This is a genomic window from Salinimonas lutimaris, from assembly GCF_005222225.1.
GTDB lineage: Bacteria > Pseudomonadota > Gammaproteobacteria > Enterobacterales > Alteromonadaceae > Alteromonas > Alteromonas lutimaris.
The window spans coordinates 1,609,317-1,633,335 of sequence record NZ_CP036536.1; the positions used below are offsets into that span (position 1 = coordinate 1,609,317).

A 24,019-nucleotide genomic window follows, 5' to 3' on the forward strand; every position below is an offset into this window, starting at 1 on the left:
GATGGACTAACTGTGCATATTGCTTATACTAAGGTAATTGATGATATTGGGAATTCATTATGGAAAAGGAACAAAAACTTAGAAAAGCATATTTATATCAGAGATTTAGTTCAGATGCGCAAAAAGGAAATTCATCTGCTGAAAGGCAGCTTGACCTTCAAAACGAATGGTTAGAAAAAAACAGTCATAGAGCAGTTTTAGAAGATTCAATGCTTGATGAAGGTTACTCCGCAACAAAAGGCAATCAGATAAAGTTTGGAAGATTGGGCAAATTCATCGATGCTATTGATGAAGGCTTGATTGAACAAGGCTCTTTCCTCTTAGTAGAAAATTTTACGCGGCTAACAAGGTTTGACATAGAGAACTCAGAAGACTTGATCAAGAAATTCTGGAAGGCAGGCATCACGATTGTAACTGTCTCAAATGGCGAAGAATTCGAACCAATAGATGTTAATGATGCTTCTAAAAGAACTAGGTTAATGTTTGAGTTTGATCGAGCTTATAAAGAGATTGAATGGCACAAAAAGAAAATATCTTATAGTTATGAAAGACGCTTAAAACAATTCAAAGAAAACAAAGCTATACCGAAGATGCGAAGGCCATTTTGGTTGGATAAAGAAGGAAATTTGATTAAAGAAAACCAAAAAGTAGTAGAGCGGATGTTCCAGTTGTATGTCGAAGGAAATGGGCAGGTTTTAGTTGATAGAGCATTAAAAAAAGAGTTTCCTGATAATGATGCAGTTAAGCAAATGAATGCAACAACAATCGTCAGGTGGATAACTAGCGATATAGTTAGAGGGATTTGGAGAGATGAAAAAATATTTCCTGCTGCGGTTGGTGGCGATTTGTATCGCGATGCTATAAATGCTCATACTGAAAGGTACAACAAGCATAAAAGTTCAAACGCCAAGCGACTGTGGCCTCTAAGCGGATTATTTAGGTGCGGACATTGTATTTCTTCGAGAAAAACTAACGAACACTCAGGCATGACGATTCAACAATCTAAAGGTAGTTTACCATTGTTAAGGTGTAGCCACCGTCAGCGAAAAGGTAGTGACGTTGCTGAATGTGCCAAAAATGGAGAACCTACAACATTTCCTTACATTCTTGCTCATTGGTTTTTTATTTGCCATGTTCAAAAATCAGCTTTGGAAAAATTTACAAAAATAAATTCTGATGGTGAGTTAAAGAAAGAACTGGTAAATATCAACATTGAAATTGCAAAAAATACCAAATCTAAAGAAGCATTAAAATTACAATTAAAACGACTATTAGCAAAGGGAGCAAACATCGAATCTATTTCCGACTTGCTATCTGAAATAGAAGAAAAGATTCTTAATTTTTCTGAGAGGAAATCTGAAATAATTTATGAATTAGAAAGAAAAAATAAATTCATTGTTTCTCCAGAAGCGTCAGGTCTGATTGACAATGTCGAAAAATTTAATTCAACCATGCGTCAATTAGATATTCAAATATTCATAAAGGATAATACCTTATATTACGATGGTAAAAAAGGGTTTGAGAATCTAGGTTATTGCAAGAAAACTAAGGACTATTACTACTTCGATCATGCATTCATGAAGATAAAATGCCCCATTCCTATGGCTCATGATATAAATGTATTGTTAATGACAGATAGCGATAAAGTACATGATTCAATAATCAAAGACGATAGGATGCTAATGCATGGTTTTTAAAATTAATTGTTTGTTTAGGGATGATTTTTAATTTTTGACAGTCTATATGCCAAGATGGGCCATCTCTACCATCTTGCAAGTAGGATTGAAATTTTATTTCATGTGGTTTGATTTATCAAAGCTCCTATCTTGAACATCATCAAAATAATGTACCCGTTACAACTTAGTCTTTTATTTTTAAATTTTTGTGTTATCTATTTAATATAGAATTATTAAAAATGAAATGATTAAAAACTGGACGGTTAAGGTAAAGCAGATCCGCAATAGCGGCATTAAGTACAAATATAAAAAAGTAATAGCTGATAACGGTAAAATAACCCAATCTAAAGTTACTGGTAGTGGCAGAAAAATTAATAATGGATTTATTAATCATGTTAATTATCTAGCCGATCAAAGCAGACCTTCACATTTAAAAACTAAAATTACAGTATTATTAAATAATGCGCATCATATTTTAAATGCTATATCTGAACGGAAAAACTATCGAAAAAGCCAGAGTTTAGCTGGAGGCGGTGTTGTAAACTACGCAACATCATTTGTTTGTACTATTCCCAACGATATTACTCAGCCAAATAGTATTAAACAATGGTCACAAATATCAGCCCAGGTTATTCAAGACATTGCTGCAGTAACCAACCTACCAGCTAAAACCATTAAACATCACACTCATATCGTTTTACATGACGAATCTGCATCGACAGATAAACATTCACACTTACACATTTTAGTCAGTAATGTGATTAACAATGAAGTTATCAAAAGCATTTCTCAACGCAAAACCATTCATGCAGTAAAACTGGGTTTTAATAAGTCGGTGAAGCTCGTATTAAATGAAGATCACAACGAATACCTACCTAAAAACAAATCAAAACCAGATAAGCCGTTATGGTTAGCCAGAAGTGAAAAACTTCAACAGCTTGAGGTTAAACATAAGCAGCTAAACTCGGCCGTAACAGCACAAGTAACAAAACTCACTAAAACACGCAAAGCGATAGAAGCGTTAGCTGATACCTATCACAAATTGAAGATTGAACTTGAAAATTGGACGTTCAACTTTGTGAATAAATTCTGGAGTGAAGCAGAACTTAAAGCGGCAGAAGTAGCAGAATCTATCGATAAAATTGAACAGCATTCAAAAATATCCGCTCAAAAATTTAATGAAACAATTCATGAGGTTGAAAAAACGAACCTTTCAGCGCCAGAAGGGGCAAAAGTAACAACACAGCGAAAAAGACGCAGAAGAAACAGAGGGTAAGTGAAAAAAATACTGGTAAGCTATTGAAAGAAAATTAAATACTGTTAAAACAAATGTATAGAACAATTAAAAACCATCATGTCCACACTAGCAAATGCAGAATATTTAGAATCAGTTATTCGCTCTAGCGTAAACAAAAACAATAAAATACATCTGGAAATACCGAATTATTTTCTGATATGTGAAATAGAAAAGTTAATAAATACATACCCGATACTGAAGAATTTAAACTTCAGAAACCTGACACTTTATCAACTTCAGGAAGCATTAGAAGAAATAATGAATCATCTTCAAATTCGATATTCAGAATATGAAGAAATTTTCATCCATGAAGTAGATGATGAAAAGCCATTCTTTACTTTAGCCAATATATTGCTGCTTTTGTTTTATATGTCGATTAAAGACAAATCGCACCTGCAACTTACCGCACCCTGCAAGACGTTAGAAAGAGCTAAAGCGTATGAAACAGACAGTATTAATTTTATTTGTGACAATGCCTATTCAATTCAAAATAGCGCATCAAATAAATTTCATTTTCTTATCTCAGTGCCTGCTGTTTTTGCATCAAATGTTCAACAGTCAGATCAACTTGATCTAGCTTTGAAAAAGCTACAGTTCAGACAATGGCAAAATTTAAGATTGTCAGAATACATTCAATTTAGAAAAACAGGTCAAAACATTGAAGCAAATGCAGAAGTAAAAAATATCGCCAGAAAAATAAAGTTTAAAATTTAATGATGGATAGGCATTGCAGTAAAACGTAACAAAAACAGTTTAAATTGAAACGTTTAACTAAAACATGAGTCATAACCTAGCAGAAATGAATTTACAGCTTAAATTAACCATAGTGAAGCTGATAACACTGCTCTTATGTAATTTAGTGTCATGGTTATCGGTTCAATTAATATGAAAATTTAAATATGAGCAAAATGAAAACCAAACTTTTATGTGGTGTAACTGGCTGAGAACCTTAAAAACAGACACCATAGTAAGAATTTTAAAATATCATTAGGAATCATGTAGATAGCGTCAATCTATGTCGCGTCTGGTTTTACATTAATGTAAGTGCAACTCAATTTAATACATTAAAATAGCTCGAAAAATCAACGTATTTTAATGTAGCGCAACTACCACCGTTTACATCAATGTCAAAGTGAAATGACGGGTGGTAAAAATTATTTGACTTTTATTTTATATGTGGAATGTATGTATATACAGGTATAAAAATAACAATAAGGAGATGTCTGTATGCAAGATTCAAATATTCCAGAACAAAAGCAATTCCACGTTAAAACTCAGCAATTCGCTGTTGATGAATTTGGCAATCAATTACCCGTTTCTGTAGATGAAAATGGTGAGTTTATAGAAAAGAATGCATTCTTTTTTCAATTTAATAAAGGTACGTATCCAGCTGTACGAAAGTTATTGCTAGACTATCCGCTCGCTGGAAACATATTTTTATTTATGGTTGAAAATATGGATAACACCAATGCCTTGATGATCAGTTTTCAAGCCATGGGCGAGATATTCGGCAGAACAAGACAATGTTTATCAAAAGCGATAAAGCATTTAAAAGCTCACAATTTTTTAGATGTTTTAAAATCGGGCAATTCAAATGTGTATTGCTTAAATGCCAATATTGTTTGGCATAGAAGCAGGGACAACATTAAGTTTGCTAAATTTAAAGCAAACGTGTACCTCACCTATAACGAGCAAATGTCCAAAGAAAAGAAGCTGAAAAAAGTATTTTCTAAAGCTTTGAAGTAATGAAACCAATTTTAATTGGTTTGGTTCCTTATGTCTTAACAAAGTTAACCCCTCCTGAAAAGAGGCAGGCTACTCTATTCTTGTGTAACTGGTTGAAAAATGGACTTGTAAGATGTGAATAGAGTGCTTTAACTTAATGATTTTAATCTTATCGTCTAGTATAATCAGGCCAACTTTTCAAAATTGTCTTTTGGCATAAAAAAATAAAGAAAACAAAATGTTACCTGTTATAAGTGCTTTAATTAACGTCCTAAAATCAGATGAAAGACTTGTTATTGATGACAAGCTGGCTAAGAACAAAATCGTTGAACTGGCATTAAGCCTCGATCCTTCGCTGCTGAAACTCCTCTTGTCTGAGGAGAAGTTAAGAAGCCATTTCTTCCAAGATGTAGATGGTATATTGATATTCGATAAAGTGGCGTTCCAACGCTTTGTAAACAACAAATCATTCCTTCCTGACAGTTTTACACAGTTCAAGAACAAAATTGGTCTTTCTGTAGACAATCACTATCTAAACGAATCTAATGATGTGGTTATTTCTTGGCCTTACAAAGATTGTGTACTTGAGGGCGGTCAGACAAAAGAAGACCAAAAGCGGAGTGAAGTTTTTTGGAATGAGACTCTTGCACCAGAGCAGGTTGATACGCTTCTTGCACCCAAGGCACTTCAAAACTTTGTAAAGTACAACACAGATGGTGAAGATAGGGATTTCCAGTTACAAGATAGTGATAACTTAATTATCAAAGGCAATAACCTATTAGCTCTCCATACACTAAAAGCTAAGTTTTTAGGAAGGATTGATCTCATTTATATAGATCCTCCTTTTAATACTGAAAATGATTCATTTCGTTACAATGACAAGTTCAATCGTTCAACTTGGCTAACGTTTATGAAAAACAGGCTTGAAATTGCCAGAGAACTTCTTAGCCCAAATGGAACAATATATGTCCATATTGACCACAATGAAGGTCACTATCTTAAAGTACTGATGGACGAAGTTTTTGGTGAAGAAAACTTTAGAAACGAAATTATCTGGCGTTATAGTGGTTGGAACAAAAAGCTTAACACTGGTTTTGAACGCAGACACGATACAATTTTTATGTATGGTAAAAGTGATACTCCATATTTTGAAAGCTATTTTGAAAAGTGGGCATCAAAAGAAGAGTATGTAAAAAAACGCAAACAAAAGTTATTTGTTGATGAAGATGGTCGCGAATATGTGTTGTCAGACGCAGGAAATGGTAAACGAGCTAAGATGTATATTGAAGATGTTTTAGCCAAAGGTGTTGTTGTTGATGATGTTTGGGACTTAGACAAATTAAATAATTCAGCCAAAGAGAGTGTAGGATTCACCTCTCAAAAGCGTGAGGTGCTTTTAGAGCGTATCATCAAAGCTTCCTGTCCTGAAGGTGGTATTGTGCTCGACTACCATCTTGGAAGTGGCACTACAGCCGCAACAGCCCACAAATTAAATAGACAATACATCGGTATTGAGCAGATGAACTATGTAAATGAGGTTGTTTTAAAACGATTGAATGGTGTTATTAAGGGGGATTTGGAAGGTATTTCTAAAGATGTTAACTGGCAAGGTGGAGGTTCTTTTGTTTACTGTGAATTAGCTGAACTAGCATCAAAATACTCAGATCGGATCGAACAATCTCAAAGATCAGAAGAACTAATCACAATTTGGGACGAGCTAAAAGAGAGTTCAAACCTTTCGTATAAAGTCGATCCAAAACAATTTGATAATAACATTTCACATTTCAATGAACTTTCTTTTGAAAATCAACAACGTTTTCTTATCGAAGCAATTGATAAGAACCAACTTTACGTCAATTACTCAGATATTGACGATGAAAGTAATGGGATTTCTGAACAAGATAAAAAATTCAACAAAATGTTTTACGGAGCATAATCATTATGGCAATGCTTCACGAAACATTAAGCACTCTGAAAACTGCGCTTGGTGAAAACTTTTTTTCTGATCTTGTGCCTGACTATATCAAAGATAACCTAAACCCAAGTTTTGAAATGCGTCCATACCAAAAAGAAGCGTTTGGACGTTTTGAGTTCTATCTTGATAAATACCAGGACAGACCAAAAAATGAACCTATAAATGTACTGTATCATATGGCTACTGGTTCAGGTAAAACATTGATTATGGCAGGTGAAATGCTCACGCTATACAAACGTGGGTATCGTAATTTCATTTTCTTTGTGAATAGCACTAACATCATTAAAAAGACAAAAGAAAACTTTTTAAACAAAGGTTCTTCTAAATATCTTTTCAACAGCACAATTAATGTTGATGGTGAACAGGTAAATATAAAAGAAGTTGATAACTTTGCAACGACTAATTCAAGTGACATAAACATTGTGTTCACTACGATTCAAGGTCTTCACGCTGTAATGCTCAATCCGAAAGAGAACGCTCTTTCAATGGAAGATTTTGAAGATAACAAAGTTGTTTTGATTTCTGATGAAGCGCACCACATTAATGCAGAAACGAAAAAGAAGAAGAGCAAAGAAGAACAACATTCTGTAGATAGTTGGGAAAACACAATTAGAGAAATTTTCTCAGCTAATAAATCTAATGTAATGTTGGAATTTACCGCTACAGCAGACATTGCAGATCAAAAAATAAAAGAAAAATATCAAGATATTATACTCTTCGATTACCCGCTGAAAAACTTTAGAGAAGATTTATACTCTAAAGAAGTGAAAGTATTACAGTCCGATAGCGAAGCATTTCCGAGAGCCTTACGTGCAATTATTTTAAGTCAATATCGCCGTAAGGTTTTTGAAAAATATAAACTTGTTATTAAGCCTGTAATCTTGTTTAAAGCTAAAACCATAGCTGATAGTGAAGCTTTTCATAAAGAGTTTATTGAAGCAATTGAGAAGATTGGAGAAGAAGATCTAGAGGCTATTAAAAACACGTCTAAGGAAGGAGATGTAATTTATACCGCTTTCCAATTCTTTGAAAATAATGACATAAAGTTAGAATCTTTAGCTTTGGAACTTCAAGAAGACTTTTCTTTAGAGAAAACAATTGAAGTCAATAGTCAAAAAGCTGAAACATATCAAATCGAACTCAATTCATTAGAAGATTCTGATAATGAAATACGAGCAATTTTTGCAGTAGATAAGCTGAATGAAGGTTGGGACGTTCTTAACCTCTTCGATATTGTCCGTTTATACGATACTCGAAACAAATGGGGGAAAACAGCTACACAAGAAGCACAGTTGATTGGTCGTGGTGCTCGTTACTGTCCCTTTAGAGTCGAAGATGAACAACCAATATATCAACGTAAGTACGACATTTTAGACGATACCGTAGAAGCGCACGAACTGAAGATTTGTGAGGAGCTTTACTATCATTCTGCTCACAACCCAGAATATATAAGTGATTTAAACATTGCTCTTCAAGAAATCGGTATTACGCCTAAAACTCGAAAAGAGCTTTCGTTGAGAGTCAAAGATAAGTTTAAAGAAACCTCGCTTTATAAATCTGGCTTGATCTATGTAAACAAGCGGGTTTCCTATGACCGTTCAAAGGTTAAAGGTCTAGATAGTTCTATTATTAACACTAATTACTCATATGCCATCAAGACAGAGCACTCAAACGAACTGACTATTTTTGAAAGTGCTGCAGTTAAAAATTTAAAAGTTAAACGAGAGCGTGTTAACTTAATTGATGTTGGTAAACACGTTATAAGAAAGGCAATGGCTACCATTCCTGCTTATAGATTTAATGAACTAAAAATATTGTTCCCAAGTTTGAAGACAATAGATGAGTTTATCGTTTCAAGTGATTATCTAGGCTTAATAAAAGTTGAAATAAGTGGGCGAGAAGATAGTTTTGAAAATATACCACAAATTGAAAAATTGAAATTGTGTAAAAAAGTACTAGGTAAGATTGCTGAACAGTTAAATGTAAATCGCATTGATTACGAAGGAACAAAAGAGTTCACACCGAAAACCATTAATGAATTGTATGATAAGGATAAGATTTTATATATTTCAAATGATGGATTGACAGAAAAAGAGTTTGGTATTGCGCAAAGTGAAACAACCAATAATGATCTGTCTTTAAATATTTCTGAATGTGATTGGTTTGTTTTTAATGAAAACTATGGAACATCAGAAGAAAAGTATTTCGTTAGATACTTGGACACCATGATTGATGAGCTAAAATCCTTTTATGATGATGTTTATCTTTTGAGAAATGAAAAACATTTCAAACTTTACACTTTTAATGATGGTCGTGCTTTCGAGCCTGATTTCTTATTGCTTCTAACTAAGAAGGAACAAGAGCTTGAACTAACTTATCAAGTTTTTATCGAACCTAAAGGTTCACACTTGTTTGAAAACGATGCTTGGAAACAAAACTTTCTACTTGATTTAAAGGCTACTCATCAAATTGAGCAAGTTTGGCAGGGTAAAGAGTTTATAGTGTGGGGATTACCATTCTATAATCATCAGTCTTCAAAAGAAAATTTTGCCCCAGAGTTTGAAGAACTATTAAAATAATTATCCACCCACTCTTTGAGTGGGCTTTTTATATTCTTCAATACCTGTGTTTTGTGATGGTTTGATAAACACATTTTTTATCATCAGACCTGAGTGAATATTTAAAAGCATCATTTTGATGCTTTTAAAGTTTATTTCTTTTAGTTTTCACCTGAAATGGTAAATATTCATAGGTAACCTTACCTTTTATGTACCAAGGTGCGTTTGTAATTTCACGCCTTATTTTAAGATCTTTTCCACGGACTATTGATTTTACTTCCCTGTGATTGATTCTATTAACATTAATTCCTATTTCACTTAGTTTGTTAAAATCGACCTCATTAACATCGGGTGATTTTCCATTTAGATAAGATTCTGCTAAGTACTTTAAAAATTGAAACGCTTCTTTTTGTCTTTTATTTAACTTCATAATTTTAATTTTCCTATCATTTTCTTTTGCTGTACATTGCTAATATTTTGTTGGGATCGCCAATTCATAGTGGGATCTAGAAACTGGTAGTTAATTTAATATGCTAGTCGATAAACTTTTCTGTTAGGAGTTAGCAAAAATTTTTCGCCGATCCTGAACTCTTGGTTTGTTTGTTTTTCTTTAATAACAAAAGGTACTAAAGAATATTCTATGCAGCTGCCATCAGTGGTTATTAGAGCTTCTAGTTCATCGTGAAATAACCAATCTACTTCATGTGTAATGAAACTGTGTACATTGCCTGGAAGAGCTTGATACTCTAAAAAACATTCAAAGGTTAATTCTTTGTTTTTTGATTTATTTCGAAAAAATCTTTTAAAGGGATATAAATGCATAAAAAATGGAGTTTCTCTTTTATATGTGAATGTATTTTCAAATTCTGGTTCTAATTCTTTAGTTATGTCTAATTTCATAATTTTCTCCTATTTTTTTGAATCGTTTATTGAATAAGACAGGCAAATGATAATTGATGAAATTGACCCTCGCAAATTAAGGAAACAACTTAACTATATGATAATATTGAAAAAATATATGATAATATAAGTTTCTATATTATGATGATGAGTACAATTATATAGAGCAGTTCTACGAGCATTATTTATAATGGATATAGCTAAAGTGACTATGTATATTCTAAATAAATCTATAAAAATTCAAAACAAACAACTTACTTAATTCGATATTGAGGTGATTTAATTGAATTATTGGTTTTTGTGTTAAAATTGCTGAAATTTTTCATATGTCGCAGTATTCAAAAATGTCGTATTCTGAGTTGCTAAATCCAATAAAGTCTTTTTTAAAATGTGAAACCCCTGATGAGTGGGTTGAAGAAGCTGTAAAATCTGAAAATTTTTCCATGCTCTTACTCGATCATCTGATATGTGAGTTAAAAGCTTCTCAGAGCGCAATGTACCTGATTCGTAAGTATGCAGTAGACAAAGAAAGTGGTGATGCTTTGCTAGACTGGCTGAAACCATTTGAACGGTTTGTATATAAACGAGAAGGAAACTGGCGAGAATTAGCGGCAAAGAATAAGTTAAGTAAATCGATCATTCCTAAATCTACTTCACCCTACGGGCAAGATTTAATTGATAAAATGGTATTACTGATTAAGGAAGAACTTCACCATTTTTATCAGGTATTGGAAATGATGGAGCATTACGGTATTGAATATCGAAGCATTACGCCATCACGATATGCGAAAGGAATCTTACAGCACGTTAAAACTCATGAGCCTGATACCTTAATTGATAAGTTGATTTGTGGAGCCTATATAGAAGCAAGATCATGTGAACGCTTTGCAAAATTAGCTCCTCATGTTGATAAATATTTAAGTGATTTTTATATTTCTCTTCTTAGATCAGAAGCTCGTCACTATCAAGATTATTTAGAATTAGCTCAATCAATTTCATCTGTTGATATTGCAGAAAAAGTTGAATATTTTGGGCAAGTAGAAGCTGACTTGATACAAAGTCCTGATAATGACTTCAAGTTCCATAGTGGTGTGCCGATTGGAAGCTCAAAGACCGTAATAACTCAGCCTTAATTGATAAATAATAAAAATATAAAATATTACATTTAAAACAATCAGTTAACCAATATGCACACATAAACATTATGTGAGCTCAAAGCTGCGCAAACCGCCATGCTGCTGATTCGTCGTTATGCGGTAGACAAAGAAAACGGCGATACACTGCTGGCATGGCTAAAGCCCTACGAAGATTTTGTGTATCGTAAAATTGGTAACGGTGAGTTTAATGGTGCGCACAGTGGTCTGAAAAAAATCATTCAGTCACACGGAGAAACCGAATTTGCCGATGATCTGGTGGCTAAAATGGTGTTGCTGATAAAAGAGGAGTTGCATCACTTTCAGCAGGTACTGGAAATACTGCAGCGCCGGAATATCGATTATCATAATGTCAGTGCCGGGCGTTATGCCAAAGGACTGATGCGCCATGTACGTACCTATGAGCCACAAACTCTGGTCGATAAACTCATTTGCGGGGCTTACATCGAAGCGCGCAGTTGTGAGCGCTTTGCTAAAATCGCACCTTATCTGGATGATGAGCTTAACCGCTTTTATATCTCTTTGTTAAGAAGTGAAGCCAGACACTATCAGGACTACCTGACCCTGGCGCAGCAGGTTGCCGGCGAAGATATCACAGCGCGTATCCGGTATTTTGGTGAAGTAGAAGCCGGGCTGATTGCTACGCCGGATAACAACTTTAAGTTTCACTCAGGCGTGCCGCAATCTCGTACATAAGCGTCCAGCACATAAACAGCCCTGGTTTATCCAGAGGATTTATTACTGATTGAGTGCGGTAAATCCTTCGGCAAAGCCGATTAATGACACCGGCAAAGTTTTTTGCTTCTGTTTTGCATCTGCATATACCACAAGCATCCGGCTGTTGTTTTTCATACTTTTAATCAGTGGCTCATCCATTTTTACCACTGCCTGGCAGGCTGCATCAGTACACTGCGAGAATGGTAGCTGAACAGGCTTGTCGTCTCCTACCTTGATGCCGAAGCCGGCTGTCTTCATGGCGTTGGGCGGAAAACGCAACTGCAACACCGGAAAATCGGGGCTAATGGCATAAGTCACATTGACTCCCAGCACAATATGCTTACCCGCCGGATCTTTGCTAACCATCTGTGAAAGGGAACAGTTGCCATGCTCGCCGCATAGTAGTGACCATGAATCAAAATCTGTAGTGCTGACAGATTGTGCAATAAGTGGGGCAGGTAACAGGCTAAGTAATAGGGGAATTATCTTTTTCATTGTCGTCCTGAGTTTATCGGCAGGCGTTCCTGCATACCGTAATGTACTATTATCGTCACAAATAAACACAAAGCGCCAGCATTACGCCGGCGCTTTTTGTTATGCAGGACTATGACCGCTTCTGACGACGAAGACGGCTTATACTTACCACGATCAGGCTCATTAACAGCAGCAGCTTAGGCTCAGGAACCTGGGTTGGATTATCTGCAACAAACTGAGAGATCGCGTTCTGATTCATATCCACAAGACCCACACCATCAAATGTAAGCCCGGTAATAAAGGCAGCAGCATCTTCCGGGTCCAGCATGGCGTCCACTTCTATGCCAAGAATCCGAAACTGTGAGACTGCCTCATCAAAGGTAAAAACTTCACCACCAATAATATCGTCCAGCGTGTCGTACCATTGTCCGGCCACGTCGTCCCATAGCCACAGGTCAAAAACATTGTCGCCAATATCCTCTGGTAGCAATACAGACGTCATGTCCGGGCCATCATTAACAATGTAGTCGTACCCAATGGCAACAAACGGGTCGATAAAAACAGTCTCGCCTTCTTCATCAATAGAGAACTCAAATCTGAAATCGCTGGGAGTTTCCGGGTCAATCAGAGGCATCAGCGGATTGTCAGCGGTGCCGCCGGGTAATTCTCCCTCACGAATAGCAAATTTCCAGATACCGGCTGTGTCGGTATTGCTGGGCGATTCATCAATATCAGCAATGGCACTGGTACGAGAACCTGGGATAGTGAAAAAATGTTCGCCGTCACCGGCATCATAACCAGCCTGAGCCGGTGTTCCGCCCAGACCGTTTACACCACCTGAAAGATCACCTGTGGTCCAGTTAATATCTTCATAGCGAAATTCGACATCAAAATTGCCTTCGCCGGTGTCACTGCGATCAATCAGTACTAACTGAAAAGTATTGGTCACATCAGCATTATTAGAATAATAGCCAACCTCATGCCAGGTAACGACCAGAGTCTGTGCATTGGGTGCGCCAATATAGACCTCCCCACAATCACCACAGCGGGTATCCACATCGGCCCAGAAGGGCGCAATCATAGGCTGATTAGCTGATGGAAATGGATTAGGGGTAAAGCCACTGACAGGCCCGTTAACCGTGATATTGCCGTTATTATTTACCCAGAAAGAGTCGTAGAATGTGCCGAAGAAATTGTAGCCTGCTTCGGGAGTCTGGCCAGCGGAAAGGTCAGACAGAAAAATCTGCTGGCTGGAACCATCGTCGTTGCCGTTCATTAGCAGATTACCAAATCCGGTATCAGTGGAGCCATCCCAGTTTTGGAGCAGTACACTGGCCTGGGCAGAAAATGCGGTGCAGCCTGCGACAGCGGCGCTTAACAAAAGTTTGCGAAATGTAAATAAATGCATTGAATTTCCCTATATTAGATTTATTTAAAGTTTGATAAGCAGTAACTAGGCCATATTTAAATGTTTTTAAAATCAATCGCTTAAAATATCTCTCATTTTTGTTTGTAAAAAATCCTGACATTTTTTAACCATGTTTTTGACAAAAAAGAGAGTCACATCGCCAATAAACGAGTAAAGCGCGCTATCGGTTGATCTAAACACTCTGATTAAAAAATATTAATATTGAAATGAACCGCAACGGAGTTTTAACACTAAGAACACCAAGCCAGGTTTGTTCGGCTATCCTTTGAACAAGCCGGTGATAGCGTTTGATTGATTCACTGGTACCGGATGGCCGTTAAATTGCCGGTACAACCATGCAGGAGATGCCAGGGTTACTATGCAGCATCAGGTAAGGGCTAATTTTGTCACGGCGCCGCCGCGTTGGAGCGTATTAGAAGGCTTACTGGTTTTTTGTACCGCAGGACTTTATCTGCCAGTGTGGTTTTATCTGGTCGCCAGAGATATTCGTACTATCAATAAAAGCGATATGGTGCCGCTCGGCTGGTCGCTGGTTCCCCTTATTGTCTTTATTCAGCCTCTGGCATTTATCCGTTTTTTTCGCTACTTGCGCAGCGCAGAAAAAACGCTGAATCTATGGCGTTGGCCGGCGTTATTTGACTTTATCTGGATGACAGTATTTTTTGGTTGCAGTGTGTTTTTCACTGTCACCGCTTTCTGGGAGGTATCAACCATCACTAAGGTGGTTGTATCGCTATTGTCGGTATTGAATTTCATGATTCTGCACCGGCGAATAAACCGGTTCAGAAAGCGCTGCCAGAACGAAGCGGTAGCAACACGTCATTATGGCTACAACTCGCTGGAGTGGATAGTGGTGGGTATTTTTACACCGCTGATGCTGGCGCTGTTTTTATATACGTACATTAATTCAGATCTGCATGAAAAATTACCGTCTAAAAAGCTCTTTTCTCAGCACATCAACACGCGTTACGACGCCTGACGTCCCTGACGGATTGCCCGCCAGCAGGGCGGGTCGGGGCGAACCAGCACAACTTGCTCACCCTGAGTGAAGGTGTCATTACTGGTAATTGGCTCAACCAGAATATAGTGGGTCTGGCAGTATTTATCTTTAAAGCATGCCTCAGCAGGATTGCCATTGCGCGACACACCAATAGTAATTTCAGCCACACAACCACAAAAGGATTTTGAATAATGCTCATCGTCCTCAGCAATAAGCAAACGATGAAGATAACCTGACAGCAGGCTCAACAGCGATAAGGCGGAGGTTAGTGCCACAGGCAGGATAAAGGCTTCAGATTGCAGCGCTGGCACCAACACAGACACCAGGCCGTGCAATAAATAGCCGCACAGGGCAAACAGAGTAAGCAGAACAGACACCCACAATAATAAGGGTAAGCGTGAAAGGCCGGTTGCCGTCAGCACCATAGCAGTAAACGACAGGGAGGCCGCAGCAGGCTGCTCCGGAATTTTCTGTGGATCGTCAAAAATACCCATAAAGCTCTTACCGATTAAGGTCGCCAGGGCTTCCACCAGAAAAAACGCCAGCACGATGGCGATGGCAAGGCTAAACCAGTAGTTTATGCCAGTAAACATCAGGGTCGTCATACTTTTCATCAATCCTTAATGAACAAGTGTCTTTATTGTTTATAGCACACAAAATCACCTTTGGTACGACTTTTGAGCGAGATAAGACAGTGATCGGACCCCTTGCTAACGGGCAGACTCTGGCACTAATGCTGATGCTCGCCATCAAGCGGTTTACCGTCCGCCTGATAGAAGCCACTGGCGCCGGCTTCCAGAAACCCCTGATGAACCATTCTGGTTAAAAACGGGTCGGTATGATCATCGCCAATATCCGCATAATCTGTACTCTGATACTGTTCTCTGGCCGCAAAAAAATGGTTAATCTTCTGTCTGTTCTGGTCTACCTGCTGTAAATCCCAATGATAGGTGTGATCCCCACGGGTAATAGTTAACATTTTCACCAGTTTTAATGCCGGTATCCAGATCAGGTCATAGTGGGTGTTGTCAGCCCGCAGATGTAGTTGTTGTTCCGTGCAGCCCTTACCGGTGCTTTTTTGTAGCTTCATGGCCTGTAACAGCTCGTTGCTGATCAACTGATAATGCTGCGACCAGTTGTTATCTCGCCGGCCATGCAGCAATTCACCCGGTTGGTATTCAATGGCCCGCTGATGGGCATCAAAGTAGCGGGTCGGTTTAATCATTCCCGGCCGCGCTGATTGCCAGGCCTGAGTAATCTCAGTGGCTTCAAACTGGTGGGCCACATTGCCAGGTTTTCGCCATAGCTGCATATGACTGGTTCTGATTTGCTTGTTTACAATAACGCGGGTTTCATAGCGGGCGTTGAGCCAGGTATCCGGCTCAGCGCAGGACTGTGCCTGTACCGGGCCTGTTAGCATAGCCACGGCACAGGTAAAAAAGATAAATAATTTCATACAAAAGGGATATCCAAAACAAAAGACAATCGATACGGTACGGTCAGGGCTGCAATGGCGGGCAGTGCCGGTCATATCCGCCATACTGCCCGCCTTGCGTTACTCTACGGCGGAGTTGGTCTGGCCAACAAAGTCACCGGCAAAGTCCATTACGTGAAAAATCACACTTTGCTCATTGGTGCCGTTCACCAGAAACGCGCCCGGGCCTTTGGCATAAATACCCACATCTTCGCCTGAGTGGGTTTCTGAGCTAAGCGGTACCAGCGCTTCCTGATGGAAACCCGGCGTAGTGGTATCTACGTCTGTCAGATCCCTGCGTCCGGCTTCAGCCTCGGTAGCATAGCTGGCATCGGCGTCGGTTTCTGCTCCCAGGTTACGAAAGCCCAGGCCATTGGCATAGCCTACGGTGGTGTAGGGTAAGTCGTCAGCGGCTGTAGCGGGTTCGTCTGCCCCCACGTTGACTACTTTACCTAAAATAGGATTACCTCGTTTCGGATAGCCCGCTATGGTAAACACATGGCCATGGTCGGCGGTAACAATAATCAGGGTGTCGTCGTCACGGGTCATGGCATCAGCGGTGGCCACTGCATCTGCAAATGCAATAGTCTCGTGCAGGGCACCATAGGCATTACCGGCATGGTGCGCATGGTCAATGCGACCGGACTCAACCATTAAAAAGAAGCCCTCGTCGTTGTTATCCAGCACCTTGATGGCAGTTTCAGTCATTTGCGCAATACTGGGCTCGCCCGCTACATCGTTAGTGCGGTCGGCCTCATACTGCATGTGCGACTCATTAAACAGGGCAAAAACCTTGTCAGTGGTTTCTGTATTAAGCCCATTGAAGCCGGTTTCATCGGTCAGGTAGATACCGGTCGGGTAGGTTTGCTGCCATTCTGCGGTCAGGTCACGTCCATCGGTACGATCCCCTTCGGTTTCGCTCACCGCATCATTACTGTTAAAAGCGGCATCCTTAGGCAAAAAATGGCGGCGGCCCCCACCCATAACCACTTCTATTCCATCTACATCCAGTTCGCTGTAGCGCGCTTCCAGATTGGCTTCAAAGTTCACCAGCTGATCGGCGATGTCGGTACAGCCTGCCGCAACCGCTTCTTCGGGCATATCGGAAATATCTTCCCAGTTACGGTCTGCTGACTTAGCGTAAGTGGCACCCGGTGTGGCGTGTGTAATCCGGGCTGTGGACACAATTCCGGTAGATTTACCGGCCATTTCAGCCAGTTCAAGCGCGGTGACCAGTTCATTCCCGGCTACCGTTGCACAATTTCCACGTTCAATGTTTTCGTTGACGCCAATAACCCCGACATCGGTTTTCACACCGCTCATCATGGCGGTCATGGTACCGGCAGAGTCGGGTGTCTGCGCATCAACGTTGTACGTTTTAGATAACCCGGAAAAAGGAAAAGTATCAAAGCTCAGCTGGTTTTCCTCTCCCTGCTGGCCTTTCAGCTGTCCATCCAGAATACGGGCAGCGGTGACCGTTGAGATTCCCATACCATCGCCCACAAACAAAATAACATTCTTGGCTGTTCCCCGCAGCGCTTCCACCATCGCCTGCAGTTCAGCTTTAGATGATGCCTGTCCAACCGAGGTGATGGTAGCTGAGGACGTGCTGCCGCTGTTTGTGGCATTCATCCAGATTTGTTTATTGGCCTGTACCTCAGCCTGCGCATCCTGAAACCAGTCGTTATTCAGGCTACTCAGTAACAGGGCTTCGCTGAGACTGTTGTTGCCCGGCGCGCACACAAAGCTGGTGTGGCTAATTTCATCATCAGCCAGTTCACCGTCACCATTAGCATCCAGGCCAGAATCAATGCGTACGCCGCTATTCGGGCAATTGCCATCACCTGAGGGCAGTTCGGTTTGTACTGTCAGGCTGGTTTGTCCGTTAGTGCCGTCCACGCCATCATCACCGTCGGATGAACAGGCTGCAAGGCCACTGATGGCCAGCGCTATCAGGCTATATTTAAATAATTTCATTGGCTTGCTCCTCTTATTCATTTACCAGGCCAAGGGCCTGATCCATCAGGTGAAAAATCACATTTTGTTCGACGACTCCCTGTACCAGCTGACTGCCGGGACCGGTGGCGTGTAGTGCAATATCTTCACCCGAGTGGGTTTCGGAGCTCAGCGGAATCAATGCTTCCTGATGATAGCCCGGGGTCGTGGTATCAACGCCTGTCAAATCCATCCGGCCCGCTGCAATATCATAGTTATAGGACTCGTCAGAGTCGGTCTCATCGCCCAGATTCTGAAATCCTAAACCATTCATGTAGCCCACAGTGGTGTAGGGCATGCCGTCAGCAGCTGTGGCCGGCTCTTCCTCGCCCACGTTCACCACCTTACCCAGAATCGGATTTCCCCGCTTGGGATAACCGGCAATGGTAAATACATGACCGTGGTCGGCGGTCACCAGTATCAGGGTTTCTTCAGGGTTGGTATTCTCCACTGCGGCCATCACAGCCTGTTCAAAGGCCAGCGTGTCTGACAGCGCGCCGGCGGCATTGCCGGCATGATGGGCATGGTCAATGCGGCCAGACTCGACCATCAGGAAAAAGCCTTTTTTGTTGTTATCCAGAATATCAATGGCTTTGCTGGTCATCTGCGCAATACTGGGTTCGCCCGCCACATCATTGCCGCGATCTGCGTCATACTGCATGTGCGACTCGTTGAACAAGCCAAATGCACGGGTGGTGGCGGCCGGGTCGATGCCATCAAAACCCGCCTGGTCAGTGACATAAACCCCGTTGGTGTATTTTTGTTGCCACTCAGCGGTCAGGTCGCGCTCGTCTGTACGATCGCCTTCTGTTTCACTGACCGCATCATTGCTGTTAAACGCAGCATCTTTAGGTAAAAAGTGACGACGCCCGCCACCAAAAGCAACTTCAATACCGTCTACATCAATACCGTTGTATCGCGCTTCAAGGTAGTTCTCAAAGTTAACCAGCTGGTCGGCAATATCTTTACACCCTGCTGTCACGGCTTCTTCTGGCATGTCTGATACATCTTCCCAGTTACGGTCAGCAGATTTTGCATAGGTGGCTGCAGGCGTAGCGTGAGTGATTCGTGCGGTGGATACGATACCGGTAGACAATCCTTTTATTTCAGCCAGTTCCAGAGCAGTGACAACTTCATTTGTGGCAACGGTTGCACAATTGCCACGCTCAATATCTTCATCAACACCGATGACGCCTACATCGGTTTTCAGACCCGACATCATGGCTGTCATGGTACCGGCGGAATCCGGTGTCTGCGCATCCACGTTATAGGTTTTTACCAGCGCGGTATGGGGAAAGGTTTCAAATTGCAGGTAGCCTTCTTCACCAGGCTGGCCGTTTAGCTGGCCTTTCATAATGCGTGATGAGGTCAGGGTAGAAATACCCATGCCATCACCGACAAATAAAATAACGTTTTTAGCCTTGAAGCGGTTGTCTGTTGCCATTTTGGCTTCAAGCTTACTTTGTGCGTCAGTGAACCATGCGCTGTCTGCCTGATAGTCAGGTAACACGTCGGCATGAAGCCCTGAAGAAACCGCCATTGCGATAGCACTGGCCGTCACTTTCCAGTTAAATTTCATGGTGTATATTCCTAATTTGTATTATTTGCAGTTGGAACAGGGCTGGCTGGCATACAACGAAGACGTAGACTTCAGTACCGTGCGGGATGTTTTGTGCAGTCCCTTTGCACCAGACCGCAAACGAGAATAAAAAGCGGATGTGACGGTTAGGTGACTGAGAAATGAAGGATTTATGTCGGGGGGATGACAGCAGGTAATACGGGGGTATTACCTGAGCCGGCATTATCTGTCTGACTGGCTGAACTGGCGGGCTTCCAGGTCAATCTGGCTGGCACTGACCGTCAGCACTGAACCCTGATCGTACCAGTCGCCCAGCACAATGCGCTGTGCCTGCTCGCCATTGGCAGTCAGCTCATGAATAGCCGGACGATGTGTATGGCCATGAATCAGGCGTTGAACCTGATGTTTTTCCATCACCTTGACCACCTCATCAGGTGTGACGTCCATAATTTCCATTTGCATCGACTTTTGCTTTTCCTTGCTTTCTTTGCGTCCGTTTTCGGCGATTTTGCGCCGGAACGACAATGGCATGGCCAGCATAAGTCGAGGCCACCACCAACTGCGGGACTTCTTACGAAATTTCTGATAAGCCACATCGCGGGTACACAGCTCATCGCCATGAGTGATAAGTGTAGGCGTGCCGTACAGGTCAATCACGGTTTGTTCCGGCAGAATCTGCATACCGGCTTTGCCTGCCCATTTGTGACGAATCGCAAAGTCGCGGTTACCGTGAATAAAATAAACCGGTAGCTGCTCGCTGACCCGTTTAAAGGCATCGGCGATGGCCTCATTAAACGGCGTCACATTGTCATCACCAATCCACACCTCAAATAAATCCCCCAGTACATACAGGGCATCGGCCTGAGGCGCTTCTTCTTTTAAAAAACGAAACAGACAATTGGTTATATCGGGGCGGTCGGCGCTCAGGTGTAAATCGGCAATAAAATAAGTAAAGGACATAGGCAGTGTGCGCTAAGAATAAATACAAGGGCGTCGGGCGACGCCCTGTTCATCGGTCAGTCAGGCTTAGTTCAGCTCTGCTTTTTCGATAACAACCTGTTCTACCGGAACATCCTGATGGAAGCCGTGGCTGCCGGTTTGAACATTTTTGATTTTTTCAACCACGTCCATCCCTTCAACAACTTTACCAAATGCGCAGTAACCCCAGCCGTTCATAGACTCGCTGGTGAAGTTCAGAAAATCATTGTCTTTTACGTTAATGAAAAACTGCGCCGTTGCAGAGTGTGGGTCCTGAGTACGGGCCATCGCAATGGTGCCGGCTTCATTGGCCACACCGTTGTTTGCTTCGTTCTCAATGGTCTCTTTTGTCTCTTTTTGTTCCATATCAGGGGTAAAACCGCCGCCCTGAATCATAAAACCATCGATAACACGGTGAAAAATTGTGTTGTCGTAGAAACCGTCCTGCACGTAGTTGATGAAATTAGCGACAGTTTTTGGCGCTTTATCTTCGAACAGTTCCAGTTTGATGTCACCGAAGTTTGTTTTAAACGTTACCATGGTACTCGTTACCTTTATTAGTCAGTGTATAGACGTTAATAGTAGCGTATTTGCCCGGTGAGATAAATCTGCCCGTAACGGCTTTTATTCGAGGGGAGGGAAGCTGAGGGGATGTGGTTAGAAAGTAGCCTGAAAGGAGCAATGTTATGATAATTTTTAGTCTGTTGGTCTGTTTCAGATTGCTCTTGGCCGCACGCAGTCTATTTTCTCTCTTTTGCAAAAGCTTTCGAATTTCAGGCTGATATTTGGTCGGTTGTTCAAGCGTTTATAATATTCAGACGGTCAACCATAAAGTTTTTTTGCAAGGGGATAGACTTTCATAAATTTGAAAATATAATGCTCAGGCTTCATAGGAAAGTAGTGTAAAGGATTGAAAAATGAAAAAAGTACTATTCGCTGGTTTGTCCACGTTATGGCTGTCTGGCTGTGCCAGCATCATGACCTCAGAACAACAGACAATCAATGTAACCGCAAGTAACGGTAAAAAAGTAGAAGTTACCGTTGACGATAAAACCACTGTTACTCCAGGTACTGTAACAGTATTACGTGATGGAAAAGAAAAAATCGTCAATGTCTCCGACAGTGCATGCCAGGCAGCCCCCATTGAAAAAAATATTGCTCCGGCTTTCTGGGGTAATATCATTATTGGTGGCCTTTTAGGATCCACAACTGATTCGTCGACAGGTAAAATGTGGAACTATGCAGATAATGTTGAAATACAATGCTCTGAAGACTAAAAATGTCTAAGTTTCAAACGCTAAGCTGGCTATTGCCAGCTTTTTTATTGCTCTCGTTTAATTTGTGCGCGAAAACGCCGGTATTAGATACAAACGCTTTACTACAGCAAAACTTGTCTAGCCAACCCGAATGGCATCAACTTTTACACCTTAAAAATAAACGGCCTCAGATAACGTCAGACTCATTTTTGCTAAGTGCAAAAAGTTTTTCTCCAAGAGCCGAACTGTTAAAAACAATAGAGTTATACCATTCCAGTCCCGATGCAGCTCTTTGCCGTTACCCCGGAAGATTTTATTATTTATTTTCTAGGCAAGGAGAAAGCCTCGCTGCAAACGATTTTAAGCAGTGTCCGGATTTGCAGAAATACATCCGTTTTGTCCCATTTGATAATTTGACATTAGTGTTTGCTTCAGAAGTTGTTGACTCTGCATCCAGTATGATGGGGCATATTTTTCTTAAGGCGTCAGGCAAAAATGCTAAAAATACGGATGTTTCGCATTCAATTTCTTTCTTCACTGAAATTAATTCAATGAATCCTTTGTCTTTAATCTACGATGGAATTATTGGTGGTATGGATGGTTTTTTTATCGTTCGAGACTTTACATTTGATAAAAAAAGGTACTTAAACGAAGAAGGCCGAAACCTCTGGCAGTATGGATTAAATTTGACCGAATATGATAAGCAGTTAATTAAGCTTCATATCTGGGAGTTGAAAGATGTCGATATCACTTATCTATTTCAATCTTATAACTGTGCTGATCTAACACTTGAACTGTTAGCTCTTGCGTCACCGCAAGCTGTCAGGGACGAGCTTATCGTGACACCACTTGATGTTGTGAAAGTTTCAAAACAGTCAGGATTAATTAAAAATCAACAGGTATTACTCTCCCCAGAGTGGGAAAACCGGATGTTTCTGGGAGGCATGGATAAAACAGCTACCACGTCTTTGCAAAAATTCCTAAAAGATAAGGCTCCTCTTGATGTATCAGCTTTTAAAAAGCAAGAAGATATCCTTAAAGGGCAAGAGTATCTTAAATTTTTGCACCGTATTGGCAAGACTGACCAGAAATATATTAATACTTTTAATCACCTTACCTTCAGTTCTGATGTAAACAATAAGCTGCTGGATATTACAAACTATAAAAATCCTTTAAAAACCCCTGATGACTCAATGGTAGGAATAGGTTGGGTACACGAAAATGAGCAGCGCTCTCTGGATGTCAGTCTTGTACCTGCGTCACATTACTTACATGGTGATAATCGACAATATCACTCTGAATCGGAGCTTTTGATTGGAGAGGTTAACTTGCGGATTTCCTTTAAAACTGGCGCAATCAAGCTACAGAAGTTAACACTTTACTCTATGCTTTCGTTGTTATCTGATACCGAACTCGATTCGCACTGGTCTAAGCAAGTTTTTATGGGATACAAAAGAGAACTTTCTGAAAATGGCGAAGATACAGGTGTTTTTGAGACCTCTTTCGGTTTAGGCAAGTCGTTTGAAATACACGAGGACATTCTTGTCTACGCACTTCTGAATATCGGTGCTGGTCTGGGATCTGATAAATTTTATCCTACATTAACTCCACAGGTCGGGGCTGTTGTTAACTTAGTGCAAGACAGTAAGCTCACGTTTAAACATGAGCTTACTGCGGGTAGATACAACGACATGAGGTGGGGAGAGCGCTCCAGTTTGATCTTTTCCTGGTATGGCGCTTCCGATTTAAATTTATCGATAAAAGCAGAGTATCGTGAATATGGAAAAGAAAATGAACTGGCTACTATAGCTGGCGTTAGTTTTTTATTTTGA

Annotated in this window: 20 protein-coding genes and 1 pseudogene; 11 read left to right on the forward strand and 10 right to left on the reverse strand. The window is 40.6% G+C overall.

The features are described from left to right. Positions 1–59 precede the first annotated feature (59 nt). From EZV72_RS06855 to EZV72_RS06880, 6 genes are all read left to right on the forward strand, one after another. Positions 60–1,697 carry a recombinase family protein gene (locus EZV72_RS06855; RefSeq protein ID WP_137166541.1) on the forward strand — a complete coding sequence of 546 codons (1,638 nt, stop codon included), beginning with the start codon at positions 60–62 and terminating at the stop codon, positions 1,695–1,697. A 223-nt stretch (positions 1,698–1,920) separates the two neighbouring features. Then, positions 1,921–2,952, forward strand: coding sequence for a hypothetical protein (locus EZV72_RS06860; RefSeq protein ID WP_137166542.1), 1,032 nt, complete (start codon positions 1,921–1,923; stop codon positions 2,950–2,952). A 78-nt stretch (positions 2,953–3,030) separates the two neighbouring features. Beyond that, positions 3,031–3,687 (forward strand): hypothetical protein, encoded by a 657-nt coding sequence (locus EZV72_RS06865; RefSeq protein ID WP_137166543.1) that lies wholly within the window; start codon positions 3,031–3,033, stop codon positions 3,685–3,687. Between the two features lie 513 nt (positions 3,688–4,200). Then, positions 4,201–4,719: a replication/maintenance protein RepL gene (locus EZV72_RS06870; RefSeq protein WP_137166544.1), complete on the forward strand. Its 519-nt coding sequence runs from the start codon at positions 4,201–4,203 to the stop codon at positions 4,717–4,719. A gap of 217 nt (positions 4,720–4,936) precedes the next feature. After that, positions 4,937–6,634, forward strand: coding sequence for a DNA methyltransferase (locus EZV72_RS06875; RefSeq protein ID WP_137166545.1), 1,698 nt, complete (start codon positions 4,937–4,939; stop codon positions 6,632–6,634). 5 nt (positions 6,635–6,639) lie between these two features. Then, positions 6,640–9,252 carry a DEAD/DEAH box helicase family protein gene (locus EZV72_RS06880; protein ID WP_137166546.1) on the forward strand — a complete coding sequence of 871 codons (2,613 nt, stop codon included), beginning with the start codon at positions 6,640–6,642 and terminating at the stop codon, positions 9,250–9,252. Between the two features lie 124 nt (positions 9,253–9,376). Here EZV72_RS06880 and EZV72_RS06885 read toward each other — a convergent pair whose 3' ends face one another. Both EZV72_RS06885 and EZV72_RS06890 read right to left on the reverse strand, forming a co-directional pair. Next, positions 9,377–9,661: a hypothetical protein gene (locus EZV72_RS06885; protein ID WP_137166547.1), complete on the reverse strand. Its 285-nt coding sequence runs from the start codon at positions 9,659–9,661 to the stop codon at positions 9,377–9,379. Between the two features lie 95 nt (positions 9,662–9,756). Continuing rightward, positions 9,757–10,131: a hypothetical protein gene (locus EZV72_RS06890; RefSeq protein WP_137166548.1), complete on the reverse strand. Its 375-nt coding sequence runs from the start codon at positions 10,129–10,131 to the stop codon at positions 9,757–9,759. Between the two features lie 344 nt (positions 10,132–10,475). On the opposite strand from EZV72_RS06890, the gene miaE (EZV72_RS06895) reads away from it, so the two are divergent. Next, positions 10,476–11,264 carry a tRNA isopentenyl-2-thiomethyl-A-37 hydroxylase MiaE gene (gene miaE, locus EZV72_RS06895; RefSeq protein ID WP_137166549.1) on the forward strand — a complete coding sequence of 263 codons (789 nt, stop codon included), beginning with the start codon at positions 10,476–10,478 and terminating at the stop codon, positions 11,262–11,264. A 69-nt stretch (positions 11,265–11,333) separates the two neighbouring features. Further along, a pseudogene (gene miaE / locus EZV72_RS06900) lies at positions 11,334–11,981 on the forward strand (tRNA isopentenyl-2-thiomethyl-A-37 hydroxylase MiaE); the annotation flags it as partial. A 42-nt stretch (positions 11,982–12,023) separates the two neighbouring features. Here the strand turns inward: miaE (EZV72_RS06900) and EZV72_RS06905 are convergent. Continuing rightward, on the reverse strand, positions 12,024–12,497 hold the full coding sequence (locus tag EZV72_RS06905) for an invasion associated locus B family protein (protein ID WP_137166551.1): 474 nt from the start codon (positions 12,495–12,497) through the stop codon (positions 12,024–12,026). A gap of 109 nt (positions 12,498–12,606) precedes the next feature. Continuing rightward, positions 12,607–13,884 (reverse strand): nidogen-like domain-containing protein, encoded by a 1,278-nt coding sequence (locus EZV72_RS06910; protein ID WP_137166552.1) that lies wholly within the window; start codon positions 13,882–13,884, stop codon positions 12,607–12,609. Between the two features lie 379 nt (positions 13,885–14,263). Between EZV72_RS06910 and EZV72_RS06915 the strand changes: the two genes are divergently transcribed. Then, positions 14,264–14,884 carry a hypothetical protein gene (locus EZV72_RS06915; RefSeq protein WP_137166553.1) on the forward strand — a complete coding sequence of 207 codons (621 nt, stop codon included), beginning with the start codon at positions 14,264–14,266 and terminating at the stop codon, positions 14,882–14,884. On the opposite strand, the gene EZV72_RS06920 is transcribed toward EZV72_RS06915, so the two are convergent. The 6 genes from EZV72_RS06920 to EZV72_RS06945 all read right to left on the reverse strand — a co-directional run bounded on the left by EZV72_RS06920 (position 14,872) and on the right by EZV72_RS06945 (position 21,471). Next, positions 14,872–15,519 carry an OB-fold-containig protein gene (locus EZV72_RS06920; protein WP_137166554.1) on the reverse strand — a complete coding sequence of 216 codons (648 nt, stop codon included), beginning with the start codon at positions 15,517–15,519 and terminating at the stop codon, positions 14,872–14,874. The genes EZV72_RS06915 and EZV72_RS06920 overlap by 13 nt on opposite strands. A gap of 116 nt (positions 15,520–15,635) precedes the next feature. Next, on the reverse strand, positions 15,636–16,445 hold the full coding sequence (locus EZV72_RS06925) for a hypothetical protein (protein ID WP_137166555.1): 810 nt from the start codon (positions 16,443–16,445) through the stop codon (positions 15,636–15,638). A gap of 15 nt (positions 16,446–16,460) precedes the next feature. Further along, positions 16,461–18,356 (reverse strand): alkaline phosphatase, encoded by a 1,896-nt coding sequence (locus EZV72_RS06930; protein ID WP_137166556.1) that lies wholly within the window; start codon positions 18,354–18,356, stop codon positions 16,461–16,463. A gap of 13 nt (positions 18,357–18,369) precedes the next feature. Beyond that, a complete protein-coding gene (locus EZV72_RS06935; RefSeq protein ID WP_137166557.1) occupies positions 18,370–19,953 on the reverse strand; it encodes an alkaline phosphatase in 1,584 nt (527 codons plus the stop codon). Positions 19,954–20,175: 222 nt separating this feature from the next. After that, the gene (gene lpxH, locus EZV72_RS06940; protein ID WP_137166558.1) at positions 20,176–20,913 is read right to left on the reverse strand and encodes a UDP-2,3-diacylglucosamine diphosphatase; all 738 of its coding nucleotides are present in this window, start codon (positions 20,911–20,913) and stop codon (positions 20,176–20,178) included. 66 nt (positions 20,914–20,979) lie between these two features. Further along, positions 20,980–21,471 (reverse strand): peptidylprolyl isomerase, encoded by a 492-nt coding sequence (locus tag EZV72_RS06945; protein ID WP_137166559.1) that lies wholly within the window; start codon positions 21,469–21,471, stop codon positions 20,980–20,982. A gap of 377 nt (positions 21,472–21,848) precedes the next feature. Between EZV72_RS06945 and EZV72_RS06950 the strand changes: the two genes are divergently transcribed. Both EZV72_RS06950 and EZV72_RS06955 read left to right on the forward strand, forming a co-directional pair. Continuing rightward, complete coding sequence (locus EZV72_RS06950) at positions 21,849–22,208, forward strand: YajG family lipoprotein (protein ID WP_137166560.1); 360 nt, start codon at positions 21,849–21,851, stop codon at positions 22,206–22,208. Between the two features lie 2 nt (positions 22,209–22,210). Next, positions 22,211–24,019 carry an Lnb N-terminal periplasmic domain-containing protein gene (locus tag EZV72_RS06955; RefSeq protein ID WP_137166561.1) on the forward strand — a complete coding sequence of 603 codons (1,809 nt, stop codon included), beginning with the start codon at positions 22,211–22,213 and terminating at the stop codon, positions 24,017–24,019.